At 74.5% G+C, this 16894-nt stretch carries 15 protein-coding genes; 8 read left to right on the forward strand and 7 right to left on the reverse strand.

Annotated features, from left to right (window positions below):
* Positions 1–5 precede the first annotated feature (5 nt).
* The 4 genes from Ae717Ps2_RS20560 to Ae717Ps2_RS20575 form a co-directional block, all read right to left on the reverse strand.
* Positions 6–950, reverse strand: a complete 945-nt coding sequence (locus Ae717Ps2_RS20560) for a class I SAM-dependent methyltransferase (protein WP_075310692.1) — start codon at positions 948–950, stop codon at positions 6–8.
* Positions 951–1012: 62 nt separating this feature from the next.
* Positions 1013–2125, reverse strand: coding sequence for a cystathionine gamma-lyase (locus tag Ae717Ps2_RS20565; RefSeq protein WP_060714811.1), 1113 nt, complete (start codon positions 2123–2125; stop codon positions 1013–1015).
* Positions 2126–2130: 5 nt separating this feature from the next.
* The gene (locus tag Ae717Ps2_RS20570; RefSeq protein WP_060712981.1) at positions 2131–3189 is read right to left on the reverse strand and encodes an NAD(P)H-dependent glycerol-3-phosphate dehydrogenase; all 1059 of its coding nucleotides are present in this window, start codon (positions 3187–3189) and stop codon (positions 2131–2133) included.
* Positions 3186–3905 (reverse strand): 1-acyl-sn-glycerol-3-phosphate acyltransferase, encoded by a 720-nt coding sequence (locus Ae717Ps2_RS20575; protein WP_075310690.1) that lies wholly within the window; start codon positions 3903–3905, stop codon positions 3186–3188. Before Ae717Ps2_RS20575 ends, Ae717Ps2_RS20570 begins: the two co-directional genes overlap by 4 nt.
* A 135-nt stretch (positions 3906–4040) precedes the next feature.
* Here Ae717Ps2_RS20575 and cofC point away from each other — a divergent pair, with 135 nt between their 5' ends.
* The 4 genes from cofC to Ae717Ps2_RS20595 all read left to right on the forward strand — a co-directional run bounded on the left by cofC (position 4041) and on the right by Ae717Ps2_RS20595 (position 9336).
* Positions 4041–4772 (forward strand): 2-phospho-L-lactate guanylyltransferase, encoded by a 732-nt coding sequence (gene cofC / locus Ae717Ps2_RS20580; protein WP_083702592.1) that lies wholly within the window; start codon positions 4041–4043, stop codon positions 4770–4772.
* 85 nt (positions 4773–4857) lie between these two features.
* Positions 4858–7239: an RNA degradosome polyphosphate kinase gene (locus tag Ae717Ps2_RS20585; protein ID WP_233147639.1), complete on the forward strand. Its 2382-nt coding sequence runs from the start codon at positions 4858–4860 to the stop codon at positions 7237–7239.
* Complete coding sequence (locus tag Ae717Ps2_RS20590; protein ID WP_075310686.1) at positions 7239–8186, forward strand: NUDIX hydrolase; 948 nt, start codon at positions 7239–7241, stop codon at positions 8184–8186. Before Ae717Ps2_RS20585 ends, Ae717Ps2_RS20590 begins: the two co-directional genes overlap by 1 nt.
* A 217-nt stretch (positions 8187–8403) precedes the next feature.
* Positions 8404–9336, forward strand: coding sequence for a hypothetical protein (locus Ae717Ps2_RS20595; protein WP_139318951.1), 933 nt, complete (start codon positions 8404–8406; stop codon positions 9334–9336).
* Between the two features lie 273 nt (positions 9337–9609).
* Here Ae717Ps2_RS20595 and Ae717Ps2_RS20600 read toward each other — a convergent pair whose 3' ends face one another.
* The 3 genes from Ae717Ps2_RS20600 to leuC form a co-directional block, all read right to left on the reverse strand.
* Entirely contained in the window at positions 9610–10167 is a 558-nt protein-coding gene (locus Ae717Ps2_RS20600) for an HU family DNA-binding protein (RefSeq protein ID WP_075310682.1), read from the reverse strand.
* A gap of 138 nt (positions 10168–10305) precedes the next feature.
* The gene (leuD, locus tag Ae717Ps2_RS20605; RefSeq protein ID WP_020625107.1) at positions 10306–10896 is read right to left on the reverse strand and encodes a 3-isopropylmalate dehydratase small subunit; all 591 of its coding nucleotides are present in this window, start codon (positions 10894–10896) and stop codon (positions 10306–10308) included.
* Positions 10896–12323, reverse strand: a complete 1428-nt coding sequence (gene leuC, locus Ae717Ps2_RS20610; RefSeq protein WP_020625106.1) for a 3-isopropylmalate dehydratase large subunit — start codon at positions 12321–12323, stop codon at positions 10896–10898. Before leuC ends, leuD begins: the two co-directional genes overlap by 1 nt.
* 65 nt (positions 12324–12388) lie before the next feature.
* Between leuC and Ae717Ps2_RS20615 the strand changes: the two genes are divergently transcribed.
* The 4 genes from Ae717Ps2_RS20615 (at position 12389) to Ae717Ps2_RS20630 (ending at position 16890) form a co-directional block, all read left to right on the forward strand.
* Positions 12389–13093: an IclR family transcriptional regulator gene (locus Ae717Ps2_RS20615; protein ID WP_051050238.1), complete on the forward strand. Its 705-nt coding sequence runs from the start codon at positions 12389–12391 to the stop codon at positions 13091–13093.
* Positions 13094–13226: 133 nt separating this feature from the next.
* A complete protein-coding gene (locus Ae717Ps2_RS20620) occupies positions 13227–14990 on the forward strand; it encodes an Hsp70 family protein (RefSeq protein WP_075334335.1) in 1764 nt (587 codons plus the stop codon).
* 62 nt (positions 14991–15052) lie between these two features.
* The gene (locus tag Ae717Ps2_RS20625; RefSeq protein ID WP_043279813.1) at positions 15053–15493 is read left to right on the forward strand and encodes a MarR family winged helix-turn-helix transcriptional regulator; all 441 of its coding nucleotides are present in this window, start codon (positions 15053–15055) and stop codon (positions 15491–15493) included.
* On the forward strand, positions 15490–16890 hold the full coding sequence (locus Ae717Ps2_RS20630) for an MFS transporter (protein WP_075310678.1): 1401 nt from the start codon (positions 15490–15492) through the stop codon (positions 16888–16890). The genes Ae717Ps2_RS20625 and Ae717Ps2_RS20630 overlap by 4 nt, the downstream gene beginning before the upstream one ends.
* The last annotated feature ends 4 nt before the right edge of the window (positions 16891–16894 follow it).

A 16894-nucleotide genomic window follows, 5' to 3' on the forward strand; every position in this document is an offset into this window, starting at 1 on the left:
CGCGCTCACCCGGTCCGGCGGGCCAGCACGACGAGCTTGTTGCCCCGGCCCATCCGCCGGAACAGCGCCTCCGCCGCGGGCCAGCCGCGCGCGAGCAGCCGATCCACCGGGCCGGAGCCCTCGGCCCCGTGGTCGAAGGTGGCCTGCATCTTCGCCACCGGCGAGGTCATCCGGTGCACCTCGACGACGGTCACCCCGTGCGGCGCGAGGACCCGTTCCAGGCCCCGCTCGGTGAAGTAGATCTTGTGTTCCCAGTAGTACATGTTCTTGGCCAGGTCGATCCGCCCACCGGTGGCGCGGTGCAGCGCACGCACCAGCGGCCGCACCGGGAACGCGGCGTCCGGGGTCTCCAGCAGCACCCAGCCGCCGGGACGCAGCCGGGACAGCGCGTCGGTGAGGAACGGGCCAGGGTCCGCGACGTGCTCGATCACATCCCAGAGGGTGACCACGTCGACCTCGGTGTCCTGCGCGGCGAGCTGCTCGGGGGCGAACACCGTCAGCCCGCGGGCGGCCGCGCCGGCCAGCGCGCGCTCGTCGACGTCGGACCCGACGGCGTCCAGCCCGCGGTCCCTCGCCCACGCCAGGAAGTTCCCGATCCCACAGCCCACGTCGAGCACCCGCCCGCACCGGCCGGCCCGGTCCTCCAGCCGGTCGAACACGGCGGCGTAGCGCTGCTCGTAGCCCACCCGGACGGCGTCGCCGGCGTAGACGTCGAACTTGTAGTCCTCCCAGTACTCCCCCGCCGTCGAGCCGCCGGGGACCGGGTCGCGCAGGAACTCGGTGCCGCAGCCGGTGCAGCGCAGCAGCCGGTACCGCTCCTGGACGACGTGGCGGAGCAGCCGGCCCGGCGCAGCGCAGGCCGGGCAGGCGGCGGCACCGGCCGACCCGGTGCCGGACGTGCGCTCGGCATGGTCGGCGTAGTCGGTGTGGTCGGCGTGGTCGGTGGTCATGGACGGCACCTCGTCTCGCGGCGGATCGTGCACCGCTGCGCTCGTGCCGGACCTGCCCGCCGTTACCCCCCGAGGGCGCCGATCACGTCCGCGAGGAGGTCGTCGGTGTCCTCCACCCCGCAGGACAGCCGCACCAGGCCGTCCGGCACCGCGTCGCCCCACCGGGCCCGCCGGTCCGCGGCCGTGCGCAGTCCGCCGAAGCTCGTCGCCGAGTCGACCAGCGTAGCGGCGGCCAGGAAGTCCGAGACGGCGTGGGTGTCGGCCAGGGTGAACCGCAGGATGCCGTTCCAGCGCCGCATCTGGGTCCGGGCGAGCAGGTGCGACGGGTCGTCGGCCAGCCCGGGCCAGCGGACGTCCCGTACGCCGGGGGTCTCCCGCAGCGCGACGGCGAGCGCGCGGGCGTTCTCGGCCTGCCGGCCCAGCCGCAGGTCCAGGGTGCCGAGCCCGCGCAGCGCCAGCCAGGTCTCCATCGGCCCGGCGATCGCGCCGCCGCGGGTGCGGAAGGCGCGGACCCGCTCGTGGTGCACCGGGTCGGCGGCGGAGACGTGCCCGAGCAGCAGGTCCCCGTGCCCGGACAGCGCCTTGGTGTCGCTGGCGACGACCAGGTCGGCCCCCAGCGCGAGCGGCTGCTGCCCGAGCGGGGTGCACGTGGTGTTGTCGACGGCGACGACCGCACCGGCCGCGTGCGCGGCGGCGGCGACCGCGGCGACGTCGCAGACCTCCAGGCCGGGGTTCGACGGCGTCTCCAGCATCACCAGCGCGGGCCGGTGCCGGGCGATCGCCGACGCCCAGTCGCCCGCGGTCGCGCAGTAGGCGACCGGCACCCCGAGCGGGGCGAGCTCCTCGTCGGCGAGCAGGCGTGCGACGTAGTAGCCGTCGCTGGGCAGCAGCACGCCGCGCCCGGCGCCGGTGAAGGCGCGCAGGACCGCCGCGACCGCGGCCATCCCGGACGGGAACACCGTGCACGGCCCGCCGTCTAGCTCGCCGACGGCGGCCTCGAACTCCCGCCACGTCGGGTTGTCCGCGCGGGCGTAGAAGTCCGCGCCCTGGTCGGCCTCCTCCGGACGTCCGAGGTGGTACGTGCTGGTCAGCACCGGTCCGCGATGGATCGGGTCGCCCACGGCGTGGGCGTGCTGCTCCCCGCCGTGCACACAGCGGGTGCCGTCTCCGAGCATGGGGTTCACTCCGGTTTCGGGGCCCGGGAGATCAGTTCCTTGGCCATCTGGTGGGCGGTCATGCCCTCGTGGCAGACCCGGCGGACCGCGTCGGCGATGGGCAGCTCGACCCCGGCGCGCTCGCCGAGCTCGCAGATCGACAGGCAGGACTTCACACCCTCGGCGACCTGGCCGTGGTTGGCCTTCTCCGCCTCGGCGAGGCTCGCGCCGCGCCCCAGCTGCTCGCCGAAGGTCCGGTTGCGCGACAGCGGGGAGCTGCACGTCGCCACCAGGTCGCCCATGCCGGCCAGGCCGGCGAAGGTCAGCGGCGAGGCGCCGAGCGCCATCCCGAGCCGCGACATCTCGGCCAGCCCACGGGTGATCAGCGACGCCCGCGAGTTGTCACCCAGCCCCATCCCGGAGGCGACGCCGACGGCGAGCGCGATGACGTTCTTGCCCGCCCCGCCCAGCTCCGCCCCGACGACGTCGGTGTTGGTGTAGGCGCGGAAGTAGCCGGTCGCGCAGGCGGTCTGCAGCGCCACCGCGCGCTCGTGGTCGGAGCAGGCGATGACGGTGGCCGTCGGCTGCTCGTGCGCGATCTCCGCGGCCAGGTTCGGCCCGGACACGACGGCGAGCCGGTCCGCGCCGACACCGGTGACGTCGTCGATGACCTCGGTCATCCGCTTGAGCGTCCCCAGCTCGACGCCCTTGGCCAGGCTGGTCAGGGTGACCCCGGCCGGGACCAGGTCACGCCACTGCTCCAGGTTGGCGCGCAGCGACTGCGACGGCACCGCGAGGATCACCGCGTCGACACCGTCGAGGGCCTCGGCGGCATCGTGGGTGGCGCGCAGCGTGTCCGGCAGCGCGACGTCGGACAGGTAGTCCGGGTTGCGCCGGTCGGCGTTGATCGCCTCGGCGATCTCACAGCGGCGGGCCCACAGCCGCACGTCCCGGCCGGCGTCGCCGAGGACCTTCGCGAACGCGGTGCCCCAGCTGCCCGCGCCGAGCACGGCGACGCGCTGGATCGAGTGCACCGGCTCGTTGACCGGGCGCTCCCCGAACGACGGGACCCCAGGGACGCTCATCGGCCTGCCTCGCTCTCCGGGCGTCGGCGGTAGAACTCCTCCGGCGCGTCCTCGTCGCGGACCTCGGCGAGCAGCTCCCGCACCCGTCCCATGATCAGGTCGGTGACCTCGCGCAGGACGTGGGCGTCCAGCGGGCGCCCGCGGTAGGCGCTCAGGTCCACCGGGTCCCCCGCGCGCAGCACGACGTCGGTGCGCGGCAGCGGGCGGAACTTCTTCTCGTAGCCGTTCAGGACCTCGCGGGTCCCCCAGTGCACCATCGGGATGACCGGCGCGTCCGAGGCCAGCGCCATCCGCGCGACGCCGGTGCGCGAGCGCATCGGCCACCCGTCGGGGTCCCGGGTGATGGTGCCCTCGGGGTAGATGATGACGATCTTGCCGTCGGCGAGCGCCTGCGTGCCCGCGGCGAGGCTCTGCTGGGCGTCGGCGGAGTCGCGGAACACCGGGATCTGGCCCGAGCCGCGCAGCACCGCGCCGAGCACCGGCACGTTCCACAGGCTGCTCTTGGCCAGGAAGCGCGGCACCCGGCCCGCGCTGTGGACGTAGGTGCCGGTGTGGATCGGGTCCAGATGGGAGATGTGGTTGCCGACCAGCAGCGCACCGCCGCGGGCCGGGAGGTGCTCGCGGCCCTGGTAGCGCGGCCGGCCGGTGAGCCAGCCGATCGAGTAGAAGAACGGGACGGCGAGACCGACCCAGAATCCGCCCTTCTCGCGTGCCACCGGCGGCCTCCTCCTGCCCGCCGCTGCGGCGGGTCGTGGGGTCGTCGCGGATCGGGATGATCCGGATCTGATCCGTGGAGTCTCCCCACAGAGGCCCCACGCTGTCACGCGGGGTGCCAGACTGGGGCCGTGACCCTGCGGGTGGACCTGGTGGTGCCGGTGAAGCCGCTGCCCCGCGCGAAGACCCGGTTGCGTGGTGCCGCCGACGGCGGGGTGGGTGATCTCGGCGCGCACCAGCGGCTCGCGCTGGCCCTGGCCCGCGACACGGTCGCCGCCGCCGTCGCCGCGACGGCGGTCCGGCACGTGCTGGTGATCTCCTCGGACCCGGCGGTGGCGGTGGAGGTCGGCGCGCTCGGCGTCGAGGTCGTCACCGACCCCGGGCGCAGGCTCAACGGCGCGCTGCGCCACGGTGCCGCGCTGCTGCGCTCGCGCGACCCGCACGTCGCGCTGGGGGCGCTGCAGGCCGACCTGCCCGCCCTGCGCCCGGCCGAGCTCGACGCCGCCGTCGCCGCGGCCGCCGTGCTGTTCGACGGCGGCGCGACCCGCGCCTTCCAGCCCGACGCGCCCGGCGAGGGCACCACGCTGCTGCTGGTCGCCCCGGGGCAGGACCTCGACCCGCACTTCGGCCGCGGGTCGGCCGCCCGGCACCGTGCCTCCGGGGCCCGGCCGCTGCCCGGTGACCGTCCCGGTCTGCGCCGCGACGTCGACACCGCCGCCGACCTCGACGACGCCGTCGCCCTCGGGGTGGGGGCGTGGACCCGGGCCGTGGTCGACGCCCGGCACGGACCCCCCGCCGTACCCCGCCCACCCGGATGTCACCCGCCGGGGGAGGCCGTCGCCCGACGGTGTGGCACACCACGTACGTGACGGTGTGGCAGGCCACGTACGTGACGTCGTCGGCCGGGGCCGTGTCCCCGTGGACGGTTGCGGAGCGGTACGAAACAATCGTGACGTGAGCGACGACTCGGCGACCCCGGACGGACGGAACGGCACCTCCGCGCACCCGGGCGGCCGTCCCCGGACGGCGGCGCGCCGTGCCCCGCGGCCGGCGTCGCGGCGGTTGCACACCGCGAGCCGCAGCGTCGCCGACCAGGCACCGTCCGCGGAGATCCCGGCCCAGCAGCACGCGCCCTCGGGTCCCGCGGCACCGCCCGCCCCGCCGGCCGCCACGCCGTCGCCGAGCCAGGGGGCGGCCCCGATCGCGCCGCCCGCGGGGGCGACCACCCCGGCGTCGACGATGGGCGAGCTGCTCCCCGAGGACCGCTACCTCAACCGCGAGCTGTCCTGGCTCGACTTCAACGCCCGCGTGCTGGCCCTGGCCGAGGACTCCAGCCAGCCGCTGCTGGAGCGCGCGAAGTTCCTCGCGATCTTCGCCTCCAACCTCGACGAGTTCTACATGGTCCGGGTCGCGGGCCTGAAGCGCCGCGACGAGACCGGCCTGTCCGTGCGCAGCGCCGACGGCCTCACCCCGCGCCAGCAGCTGGCCCGGATCACCGAGCGGAGCCGCGCGCTGTCGCGGGCGCACGCCGAGGTGTTCATGGACGAGCTGCTCCCCGAGCTCGACGCGGCCGGCATCCACCTGCGCAGCTGGGAGGACCTGACCGACGCCGAGCGCCTGCGCCTGTCGGACTACTTCACCGAGACAGTGTTCCCGGTGCTCACCCCGCTCGCGGTCGACCCGGCGCACCCGTTCCCCTACATCTCCGGGCTGTCGCTGAACCTGGCGGTGACCGTCCGTGACCCGGAGGGCCGGACCGAACGCTTCGCCCGGGTGAAGGTTCCGAACAACGTGCCGCGGCTGGTGTCGGTCGACCCGCCGGACACCGACACCCGCGCCGGGAACCGGCAGTGCACGTTCCTGCCGATCGAGGACCTGATCTCCGCGCACCTCGGTGACCTGTTCACCGGCATGGAGGTCACCGAGGTCCATCCGTTCCGGGTCACCCGCAACGCCGACCTCGAGGTCGAGGAGGACCGCGACGAGGACCTCCTGCAGGCCCTGGAGCGCGAGCTCGCCCGGCGCCGGTTCGGGCCGCCGGTGCGCCTCGAGGTGCTCGACACGATGTCCGAGCACGTGCTGGAGCTGCTGCTGCGCGAGCTCGACGTCGATCCCAACGACGTCGTCACCGTCCCCGGGCTGCTCGACCTCACCAGCCTGTGGCAGGTGCACGGGGTCAACCGCCCCGACCTGAAGGACGAGCCGTTCCGCCCCGCGACGCACCCCGCGTTCGCCGAGCGGGAGACCCCCCGCAGCGTGTTCGCGACGCTGCGCGAGGGCGACGTGCTCGTGCACCACCCCTACGACTCGTTCTCGACCTCGGTGCAGCGCTTCATCGAGCAGGCCGCCGCGGACCCGAACGTGCTCGCGATCAAGCAGACCCTGTACCGCACCTCCGGCGACTCCCCGATCGTCAACGCGCTGATCGACGCCGCCGAGGCGGGCAAGCAGGTCGTCGCCCTGGTGGAGATCAAGGCCCGGTTCGACGAGCAGGCCAACATCCGCTGGGCGCGCGAGCTGGAGAAGGCCGGCGTGCACGTCGTCTACGGCCTCGTCGGGCTCAAGACGCACTGCAAGACCTGCCTGGTCGTGCGCCAGGAGGGGTCGGAGATCCGTCGGTACTGCCACATCGGCACCGGCAACTACAACCCGAAGACCGCGCGGCTCTACGAGGACGTCGGCGTGCTCACCGCCGACCCGACGATCGGCGCGGACCTCACCGACCTGTTCAACTCCCTCACCGGCTACTCGCGGCAGACCTCCTACCGGAGCCTGCTCGTGGCGCCGTACGGGATCCGCCGCGGCATCGTCCGCCGCATCGACGACGAGATCGAGGCGCACCTGTCCGGCGAGGCCGGCGCGCGGGTGCAGATCAAGGCGAACTCGCTCGTCGACGAGGCGATCATCGACGCCTGCTACCGGGCGTCGCAGGCGGGGGTGCCGGTCGACATCGTGGTGCGCGGCATCTGCGCGATCGTCCCCGGGCGGCCGGGGCTCAGCGAGAACATCACCGTCCGGTCGATCCTCGGGCCGTTCCTGGAGCACTCCCGGGTGCTGCACTTCGGCTCGGCCGACGAGTACTGGATCGGCTCGGCGGACATGATGCACCGCAACCTGGACCGCCGGGTCGAGGTGATGCTGCGGGTCGCCGACCCGAAGCTCGCCGACCAGCTCGGCGCGATGTTCGACTCCTGCCTGGACCCGGCGACGCGCTGCTGGACGCTCGGCCCGGACGGGACCTGGTCGCCGTCGCCCGCGCCGGGATCGGAGAACATCCGTGTCCGCGACCACCAGGTGGAGATGATGAACTCCCGGCGAGGGAAGAGCGAGGACTGATGCTCTCCGCGCAGTTCCGGACCGACGGGGCCGAGGTCGACCCGGCGGGGATCGCCGACGTCGTCGCGGCCGGGACGGTGCCGTGGCGCCGCGCGGACGACGGCACCGTCGAGGTGGCCCTGGTCCACCGCCCCCGCTACGACGACTGGTCCTGGCCCAAGGGCCACCAGGACCCGGGCGAGGCGCTGACGTCGACCGCGCTGCGCGAGACCGTCGAGGAGGCGCACCTGGAGTGCCGCCTCGGCGCGCGGCTCGGCCACACCGCGTACGACGTGCCCGGCAAGGGCCACAAGGTCGTGCACTACTGGGCCGCCGAGGTCGTCCGCGACCCCGGCTTCACCGCCACCGACGAGACCGACGAGCTGAGGTGGCTGCCCCGCGACGAGGCCGCCACGCTGCTCAGCCGCCCGGCCGACGCCGACCTGCTGGACCGGCTCGACCAGGTGGGGCCGCCGTCGTCGACGGTGGTGCTCGTGCGGCACGCCAAGGCGGGCAGCCGGACCGCCTGGGAGGGCGACGACGACCTGCGCCCCCTCTCCGGCACCGGGTTCACCCAGGCCGACCGGCTCGCGGACTTCCTCGCCCGCTTCGGCCCGGACCGGCTCGCGACCGCCCCGCCGCTGCGCTGCGGCCAGACGATCGAGCCCTACGCACGGGCGTCCGGTGCGGGCGAGCCGGACGTGGAGCCGCTGCTGGGCGAGCACGGCTACTGGGTCTCGCCCGCCGACGGCCTGGCCCGTTTCCGCACCCTCGCGGCCCAGCCCGGCGTGACGCTGCTGTGCAGCCAGGGCGGGGTCATCCCGGACGTCGTCGGGCACCTGCTGGCCGACGCGGGGAGGTCCCCCGACCCCGACCTGCCCTCGCACAAGGCCAGCACCTGGGTCCTGGGCTTCGGCGACGACGGCGCCCTGCTGTCGGCCGACTACTACCGCCGCCCGCCGGCCTGACCCGCCTCGCCGTCCCGCTCCGCCCGCCTCCCGGCATCCCCGGTGCCGCACCACTCGTCGATCAGTACCTGAGTGCTGTTCGGGCCCGGATCGACAACACTGGTGTGCTGATCGACCCCGGGTCCGGGAGGCGCCCTCCTCGCGTCGGGGTGTGCGATCGCGAACGGGCGCACCGGTTCCGGCCCGGCGGAGGTGGGCAGAGGTGCAGGGTGCGCGGGTGGAGGAGCCGTTCCGGGGGTCGGACGCCGTCGCGCGCGGGATCGTCACGCCGGCGCGGCTGCGCGGGCCACGGTTCGTGCGCCTGTTCCCCGACGTGTACGCGTCCGCCGCGGTCCCCGTGACGCCGGTGCTCCGGGCCCGGGCCGCATCGATCTACGCCGGGCCGCTCGGGGCGGCGTCGGCCTACTCGGCGGCCGAGATCCTCGGCGCGTCCTGCGGACCATGGGGTGCACCGGCCGAGCTCGTCGCGCCACGGCGGATCCGGCCCCGCCCGGACCTGCTCGCCCACCAGGGCGTCCCGCTCGAACCCGGGCTCTGCGACGGCGTCCGGGTCACCTCGCCCCGCGCCACGGCGTGGGAGCTGTGCCGGCGACTCGAACTCGTCGACGCCGTCGTCGCCCTCGACGCGCTCGCCGCCCGGAGGCGGGACCGGCCGGTGTTCGTCCCGCTGCGGGACACACCGGCACCCGAGCAGCGGAAGCTGTCCCGGATGCGGGTGCCGTGTCCCGGCTTCGACCCCGCCGACCTGCTGGTCCTGCGCTCGCTGTACCCGCACGTGCGGGGCTCGGCCCGACTCGACCGGGTCGTCGCGCTCGCCGACCCGCGTGCGGAGTCCCCGCCCGAGACCCGGCTACGGCTGCTGCTCGTGCTCTCCGGGCTCCCGGTCCCACAGGTCCAGTTCCCGCTGTACGACGACCGGGGCCGCCCCTGGGTGCGGTTCGACCTGGCCTACCCCGACGCCCTGCTGGCGATCGAGTACGACGGCGCGGAGCACGACGACCCGCTCGACCGCGTCCGCAACGCCCGCACCGCGGCGCTGGGATGGCAGACCCTGCGGATCACCGCCGACGGCCTCACCCGCAACGCCCGGCGCACCGTCAGGACGGTCCGTGCCCTGCTCGCCCAACGGACCCGCCTCGCGTCCCGCTGACCCGCACCGGCGCCGGCTCGGTCGGGCAGCACCGCGGGACAGGAGCGAGCCGCACGCGACGCCACCGGCCCGGAACCGCCTGGCTGCCCCCACCCAGCTCGACCCGCCCACACCGGCGCGCTCGCCGGGCCACCCCGATCCCAGGGCGCACACCGTCGGAAGCCCGTCGATCAGTACATGAGCGCTGTCCGCACCCGCTCGAACAGCACTCATGTACTGATCGACACGCGCAGGCAGCGCTGGGCGGGTGGGGCGGGGAGCGCGGGGGTGCGGTTACTTCTCCGCGGCGGTCTTCCGTCGGGCCGGCTTCTTCTCCGCAGCAGCCCCCTTCTTCGCGGAAGCGGCCGGCTTCTTCTCCGGGGCAGCTGCTGTCCTCGCCGGGGCAGCCGTCTTCTTCGCCGGAGCGGCCGTCTTCTTCCCGGGGGCGGCGCCGCCGGCCGAAGGGGCTCCGCCAGCCGGAGCGGCTGCGGCGGCCGGGGCGGCCGGGGCGGCTGCGGCGGCCGGGGCGGCCCGCTCGGCGCGGCGGGGGGCGCTGGTCGCGTTCGCGGCGGCGGCCTCGCTGGCGGCCACCCGCTCCTTGAAGGCCGCACCCGGCCGGAACGACGGCACCACGGTCTCCCCGACGGGCACCGTCTCCCCGGTGCGTGGGTTGCGGGCGGTGCGAGGAGCACGTCGACGCGGCTCGAACACCCCGAACCCGGTCAGGGTGACGGTCTCACCGCGGCCGACCGCGTCCACGATCACGTCGACCATCGCGTCGACGGCCGCCGTGGCGGCACGACGGTCTCCGAGCCGGGCGGTCAGCGCGTCGACGAGCTGAGCCTTGTTCATGGTCACGAAAGGTAGGGCTGCGCCCTGCCGCGCACCAGATCCCGGCGCGAGTCCAGGTCGCATACCCTCCATTGGTACAGGTCCGAACGGGTGATCACCACGACTTCTGTCAGGTCATGGTGACCACCCGTGTTCGGTTCAGGCCAGCGTGCGTGGCATCCGGGCGGGCCGGGTTCCCTCGAACGCGGTGATGTCGGCCTCGTGCCGCAGCGTGAGTCCGATGTCGTCGAGGCCCTCGCGCAGCCGCCACCGGGCGTAGTCGTCGATCTCGAACGGCACGGTCAGGTCGCCGGCCTGCACGGTCTTCTCGCCGAGGTCGACGGTGACCTGCGTGCCGGGCTCGTTCTCCAGCTTCTTCCAGAGCAGCTCGACGTCGGGCTGGGCGACCTGGGCCGCCACCAGACCGGCCTTCGCCGAGTTGCCGCGGAAGATGTCGGCGAACCGCGAGGAGATGACGACCCGGAAGCCGTAGTCCATCAGCGCCCAGACGGCGTGCTCGCGCGAGGACCCGGTGCCGAAGTCCGGTCCGGCGACGAGGACCGACCCGCGGGCGTAGGGCTCGGTGTTGAGCACGAACGACGGGTCCTGGCGCCAGGCCGAGAACAGGCCGTCCTCGAAGCCGGTGCGGGTGACCCGCTTGAGGTAGACCGCCGGGATGATCTGGTCGGTGTCCACGTTGGACAGGCGCAGCGGCACGCCGATCCCGGTGTGGGTCTCGAACTTCTCCATCAGTCCAGGTCCTCCGGGCTGCTCAGGGTGCCGCGCACGGCCGTCGCGGCCGCGACGAGCGGCGACACCAGGTGGGTACGACCGCCCTTGCCCTGCCGCCCCTCGAAGTTGCGGTTCGAGGTCGACGCACAGCGCTCGCCGGGCGCGAGCTGGTCGGGGTTCATGCCCAGACACATCGAACAGCCCGCCGAGCGCCACTCCGCGCCGGCGTCGAGGAAGACCTTGTCCAGCCCCTCCTCCTCGGCCTGGAAGCGGACCCGCATCGACCCCGGGACGACGAGCATCCGCACGCCCTTCGCGACCGTGCGCCCGTTCAGCACATCGGCCACCGAGCGGAGGTCCTCGATCCGGCCGTTGGTGCAGGACCCGACGAAGACCGCGTCGACCGGCACCTCGCGCAGCGGGGTCCCGCCGGTCAGGCCCATGTAGGACAGCGCCTTCTCCACCGCGGCGCGCTCACCGTCGTCGGTGATGGCGGCCGGGTCCGGCACCGACTCGCCCAGCGGCAGGCCCTGCCCGGGGTTGGTGCCCCAGGTGACGAACGGGGTGAGCTCGTCGGCGTCGATGTGCACGACCCGGTCGAACTCCGCGCCGTCGTCGGTGCGCAGGGTGCGCCAGTCGGCCACCGCGGCGTCCCAGTCGTCGCCGGCGGGGGCGTGCTCGCGGCCCTTCAGGTAGGCGAAGGTCGTCTCGTCGGGGGCGATCATGCCCGCGCGGGCACCGGCCTCGATCGACATGTTGCAGATCGTCATCCGGGCCTCCATCGAGAGGTTCTCGATGACGTTGCCCCGGTACTCCAGCACGTGGCCCTGTCCACCGCCGGTGCCGATCTTCGCGATCACCGCGAGGATGACGTCCTTGGAGGTGACGCCCGGACGCAGTGTGCCGTCGGAGCTGGTCACCTCGATCGCCATCGTGCGGAACGGCTTGAGCGGCAGCGTCTGGGTGGCGAGCACGTGCTCGACCTCGGAGGTGCCGATGCCGAAGGCCATCGCGCCGAACGCGCCGTGGGTGGAGGTGTGGGAGTCCCCGCAGACCACCGTGGTGCCCGGCTGGGTCAGCCCCAGCTGCGGGCCGACCACGTGCACGATCCCCTGCTCGGGGTCGTTCATCGGGTGCAGCCGGACGCCAAACTCCGCGCAGTTGCGCCGTAGGGTCTCCACCTGGACCCGCGACACCTCGTCCGCGATCGGGGCGAGCACGTCGAGGGTGGGGACGTTGTGGTCCTCGGTCGCGATGGTGAGGTCCGGACGCCGGACCGGGCGGCCGGCGAGCCGGAGACCGTCGAACGCCTGCGGACTCGTGACCTCGTGCACCAGGTGCAGGTCGATGTAGAGCAGGTCGGGCTCGTCACCCTCGCCCTTGCGGACGAGATGCCGGTCCCAGACCTTCTCGGCCAGCGTGCGCGGCTTGTCTGCGGTGGTCACGCCCGCCTCCCTCTGTGATCTGATCGCGGTGGACTTCCCAGATCGTGGGAAGTTAGTATCGGAACGTGGGACAGTCTAGCGGGATCGGCGTGCTCGACAAGGCCGTGGGGGTTCTCCGGGCGACGGCGGAGGGGCCGTGTGGCCTGGCGGAGCTCTGTGAGCGCACCGGGCTGCCCCGGGCGACGGCGCACCGGCTCGCCGTCGGCCTGGAGGCACACGGGATGCTGCTGCGCACCCCGGACGGGCGCTGGCACCCCGGCCCCACCCTCGGCCAGCTCGCCGGCGGGCGGCCGGACCCGCTGCTCGACGCCGCGGCCGCGGTCCTGCCCCGGCTGCGCGACATCACCGGCGAGAGCGTGCAGCTCTACCGCCGCGACGGGATCCACCGGATCTGCATCGCGCACGCCGAGCCGCCGTCCGGGCTGCGCGACACCGTGCCCGTCGGCTCCCGGCTGCCGATGACCGCGGGCTCGGGGGCCAAGGTGCTCGCCGCCTGGTGCGACCCGGCCACCCAGCGCCTCATCCTTGCCGACGCCAGCTTCTCCGAACGCGTCCTCGTCGACGTCCGCCGCCGCGGCTGGGCACAGAGCGTCGCCGAACGGGAGGCCGGTGTGGCGTCGGTGTCGGCCCCGGTGCGCGACGCGGCGGGCCAGGTCGTCGCCGCGGTCTCGGTGTCGGGACCGGTGGACCGGATCGGGCGCCGGCCGGGGGTCCGCTGGGCCGCCGACCTGCTGGCCGCCGCGGACGCCCTGCAGCACCGGCTCGTCTAGGGGGCGCCCCTGCCGAGCCGCACCCCCTCCCACGTCCCGAGTCGGTCGAGGTCGTGGTTCCGGGCTCCACTACCGTGTGGTGGTCCGGCACCGGGCCGGACCCTTCGGACATGGTCGGCACACCGGGGAGACGATGGGTTACCTGCTGGGCATCGACGTCGGCACCACTCGGACGGCGGCCGCGGTCATCCACGCCGGCACCGTCGAGATGGTCACGCTCGGTGACCACTCGGTCGACATCCCGTCCGTGGTCTACGTGGCACCGGACGGCGGGCTGCTGTTCGGCGATGCCGCCGAACGCCGGGCCCTGACCGAGCCGGACCGCGTCGCACGCGAGTTCAAGCGGCGCATCGGCGACCCGACGCCGATCCCGCTGGGTGAGCAGTCCTTCGCCCCCGAGCAGCTGTCCGCGCTGCTGGCCGAGCACGTCGTCGACGTCGTCGCACGCACCGAGGGCGGCGCACCCGACCGCATCGCGGTGACCCACCCGGCGTCCTGGGGAATGCACAAGTGCGACCTGTTCGCCGCCGCCCTGGCCGAGCGCGGCCTGACCGTCACCTTCCTCACCGAGCCGCAGGCCGCCGCCCTGCACTACGCGACGAACGAGCGGGTCGAGCCCGGCGCGACGGTCGCCGTCTACGACCTCGGCGGCGGCACCTTCGACGCCGCCGTCGTCCGCAAGGAGGCCGCGGGCGGCGGGTTCACCCTGCTCGGCAGGCCCGAGGGTGTCGAGCAGCTGGGCGGCGCCGACTTCGACCAGGCCGTCGTCGACCACGTGCGCGACGCCGTCCCGGCCGCCTTCGAGGGCCTCGACGAGACCGACCCGAACGCCCTGTCCGCGATGGCCCGGCTGCGCCGCGACTGCCGCGAGGCCAAGGAGGCCCTGTCGGCCGACACCGAGGTCTCGATCCCGGTGTGGCTCGGCGAGGTCCGCACGACGGTGCGCCTGCACCGCAGCGACTTCGAGGAGCGCATCCGGCCCCGCCTGGAGGAGTCGGTCGAGGCGTTGCAGCGCGCGATCGCCTCGGCCGGGCTGGCCGCCTCCGGGCCGTCGGTGGTGCTGCTCGTCGGCGGGTCCTCGCGGGTCCCGCTGGTCGCCGAGCTGGTCTCCACCGGCCTCGGACGTCCCGTACAGGTCGACGCGGACCCGAAGAACACCATCGCGAAGGGCGCCGTCGTCGCGCTCGGACCGCCCGACCCCGTGCCCGGCACCGGCTCGGGCGGGTTCGGCGCGGTGTCGACGAGCAGCGGTCTCGCGCTGGCCCCCGACCCCGGCCCGCTGCCCTGGGAGAACCCGGACCCGGTCACCGACCGGATGCCGACCGGCGGCACGACCCAGCTCGACGGCGACCGCACCGCCTACCTGGAGAGCGCCCGCGCCGACCCGCCCACCGACCGCCTCCCCGTCGTCCCGCCGGTGGGCTACGACCAGACCGCCGTGCACGGCTACGGCGGGTACGGCGGTTACGACGACGGCGAGACCACCATCGCCCCCGGGCCGGCACCCGTCCGCCGCTCCCCCGCGCTGCTCATCGGCGCCGGCGGGGTCGTCGCGGCGCTGGCCGTGCTGGGCACGGTGTTCTTCTGGCCGCAGGACCGCACGATCAGCAACGCGACGCCCGAGCTGCCGGCGATCCCGACGACGACCCAGGCCCCGCCCCCGACGACCGTCGATCACGAGCCGGTGCGACAGCCGGAACGGACCCGGGAGCGGCCGACCGAGGCCGTCCCGACGACGACCGACGCGCCGATCCCCGAGCCGCCGCCGGTCGTCATCACCACGACGTCCGCTCCGCCTCCGCCGAGCTCGTCGTCCTCGTCGTCCTCGGCACCGCCCCCGCCGAGCAGCTCGACGCCGAACCCGCCGGAGGGGAACCCGGTCCCGCCGGGAACCTGATCCCACCGACAGATCGACAGTTTGGATTGATTAATCCGGACTGTCGACCTATCGTGGGTTGCATGTCGCAACCACCTACGGGGACCGCCGCCTCCACTGCCCGCGCGGTCCGGATCGGCGTCGGCCGGCTGCGCCGCCGCATGCGCGAGCACTACGACCGCGACCAGCTGACGGCGTCGCAGATCGCGCTGCTCGGCCGCCTCGACCGCGGTGGCCCCAGCACCGCCGCCGCACTCGCCGCCGCGGAGGGCGTCCGCCCGCAGTCGGTCGCGATGTCGATCGCCGCCCTGGAGGAGCGGGGCATGGTCGAGCGCCGCCCGGATCCGTCCGACGGGCGCCGGCAGATCGTCTCGGCCACCGACCTCGGCCGGCGGTTCACCGCCGACGCCCGGTCCGCCGGCGAGGACTGGCTCGCCGGGGCGCTCGCCGACCGGCTCAGCGCCGACGAGCTGCGCACCGTCGACGAGGCCATGCGGCTGCTGGAACGGGTGACCGAGCGATGACGCCGCGCCGGGGCCGCCGTACCGGGCCGTCCACGTTCGACCGCCGGCTGCTCCTCCCCATGATCGGCGGGGCCGTGCTGAACCCGGTGAACTCGTCGCTGATCGCGGTCGCGCTGGTGCCGATCGGGCTCGCCCTCGGGGCCCCCGCGACCGAGACCGCCTGGCTGGTGTCCGGGCTCTACCTCGCGACCGCGGTCGGCCAGCCCGTCACCGGACGCCTGGTCGACCTGTACGGGCCGCGGCCGCTCTACCTGGCCGGCGCCGTGCTGGTCGGTGTCGGCGGGGCCCTCGGAGCGCTCGCCCCGGACATCTGGTGGCTGGTCGCGGGGCGGGTCGTCATCGGGCTCGGGACGTGTGCGGGCTACCCGGCGGCGATGGCGCTGATCCGCGGCGAGGCCGACCGCACCGGCACCGACAGCCCGGAGGGCGTGCTGACGGTGCTCTCGATCGCGACGTCGACGATCGCCGTCGTCGGGCCGAGCCTGGGAGGTCTGCTCCTCGGGGTCTCGGGCTGGCGGGCGGTGTTCGTGGTGAACATCCCGCTGGCCCTGCTGTGCCTGGTGCTCGGTGCGCTGCGGCTCCCCCGTACCCGGGTCGCCCACCGGGGCGTGCGGGCCGCGCTGCGCCGGGTCGACCCGCCGGGCATCGCGCTGTTCGCGGTCACCACCGTCGCGCTGCTGCTCGCCCTGCTGCACCCCGACGCCGGCGCGGTCGCCCCCGCGCTGGTGGCCGTCGCCGCCGGGGCGGGGCTGGTGGTGCGCGAGCTGCGGACCCCCGAGCCGTTCCTGGACCTGCGGGTGCTCGGCGGGAACCTGCCGCTGCTGCTGACGTTCGTCCGGGCGCTGCTCACCGCGACCGTGTCCTACTGCGTGCTCTACGGCTTCACCCAGTGGCTGGAGCAGGGCCGCGGGCTCACCCCCGCGACGGCCGGGCTGGTCCTGCTGCCGATCTTCGTCACCGGGATCGGGGTGACCGCGCTGACCGGCAGGCGGCGCGCGATCCGGGGCAAGCTGCTCGTCGGCGGGGTGGCGCAGGTGCTGCTCGCCGCCCTGCTGTTCGCCCTCGGGCCGGCCAGCCCTGTCTGGGTCATCGTCGTGGTCGCGCTGCTCGCCGGGCTGCCGCAGGGCCTGAACAACCTCGCCGTGCAGAACGCGGTCTACCGGCAGGCCGACCCGGAGCGGGTCGCGTCCTCGGCCGGGCTAATGCGCACCTTCTTCTACCTGGGCGCCATCGCCGCCTCGGCCGCGGGCGGGATCGCCTTCGGCGGCAGTACGGCGGGCGACGGCCTGCCGGTCCTCGCCGCGGTGATGCTCGTCGCCTCGACGCTGTTCGTCCTGCTCACCCTCGCCGACCGTTCACTGGCCCGGCTCGCCGGGCCGGAAGGAGCACCGTCGTGACCGA

Source organism: Pseudonocardia sp. Ae717_Ps2, assembly GCF_001932475.1.
Classification (GTDB): Bacteria; Actinomycetota; Actinomycetes; order Mycobacteriales; family Pseudonocardiaceae; genus Pseudonocardia.

What these genes read in the sequence shown, in the direction of transcription:
- Ae717Ps2_RS20630 (WP_075310678.1), top strand. Translation starts at nt 15,490, where the DNA reads ATGACGCCGCGCCGGGGCCGCCGTACCGGGCCGTCCACGTTCGACCGC.
- leuD (WP_020625107.1), bottom strand. Translation starts at nt 10,896, where the DNA reads ATGGAGAAGTTCGAGACCCACACCGGGATCGGCGTGCCGCTGCGCCTG.
- Ae717Ps2_RS20620 (WP_075334335.1), top strand. Translation starts at nt 13,227, where the DNA reads ATGGGTTACCTGCTGGGCATCGACGTCGGCACCACTCGGACGGCGGCC.
- Ae717Ps2_RS20570 (WP_060712981.1), bottom strand. Translation starts at nt 3,189, where the DNA reads ATGAGCGTCCCTGGGGTCCCGTCGTTCGGGGAGCGCCCGGTCAACGAG.
- Ae717Ps2_RS20560 (WP_075310692.1), bottom strand. Translation starts at nt 950, where the DNA reads ATGACCACCGACCACGCCGACCACACCGACTACGCCGACCATGCCGAG.
- Ae717Ps2_RS20600 (WP_075310682.1), bottom strand. Translation starts at nt 10,167, where the DNA reads ATGAACAAGGCTCAGCTCGTCGACGCGCTGACCGCCCGGCTCGGAGAC.
- Ae717Ps2_RS20590 (WP_075310686.1), top strand. Translation starts at nt 7,239, where the DNA reads ATGCTCTCCGCGCAGTTCCGGACCGACGGGGCCGAGGTCGACCCGGCG.
- Ae717Ps2_RS20565 (WP_060714811.1), bottom strand. Translation starts at nt 2,125, where the DNA reads ATGCTCGGAGACGGCACCCGCTGTGTGCACGGCGGGGAGCAGCACGCC.
- Ae717Ps2_RS20625 (WP_043279813.1), top strand. Translation starts at nt 15,053, where the DNA reads ATGTCGCAACCACCTACGGGGACCGCCGCCTCCACTGCCCGCGCGGTC.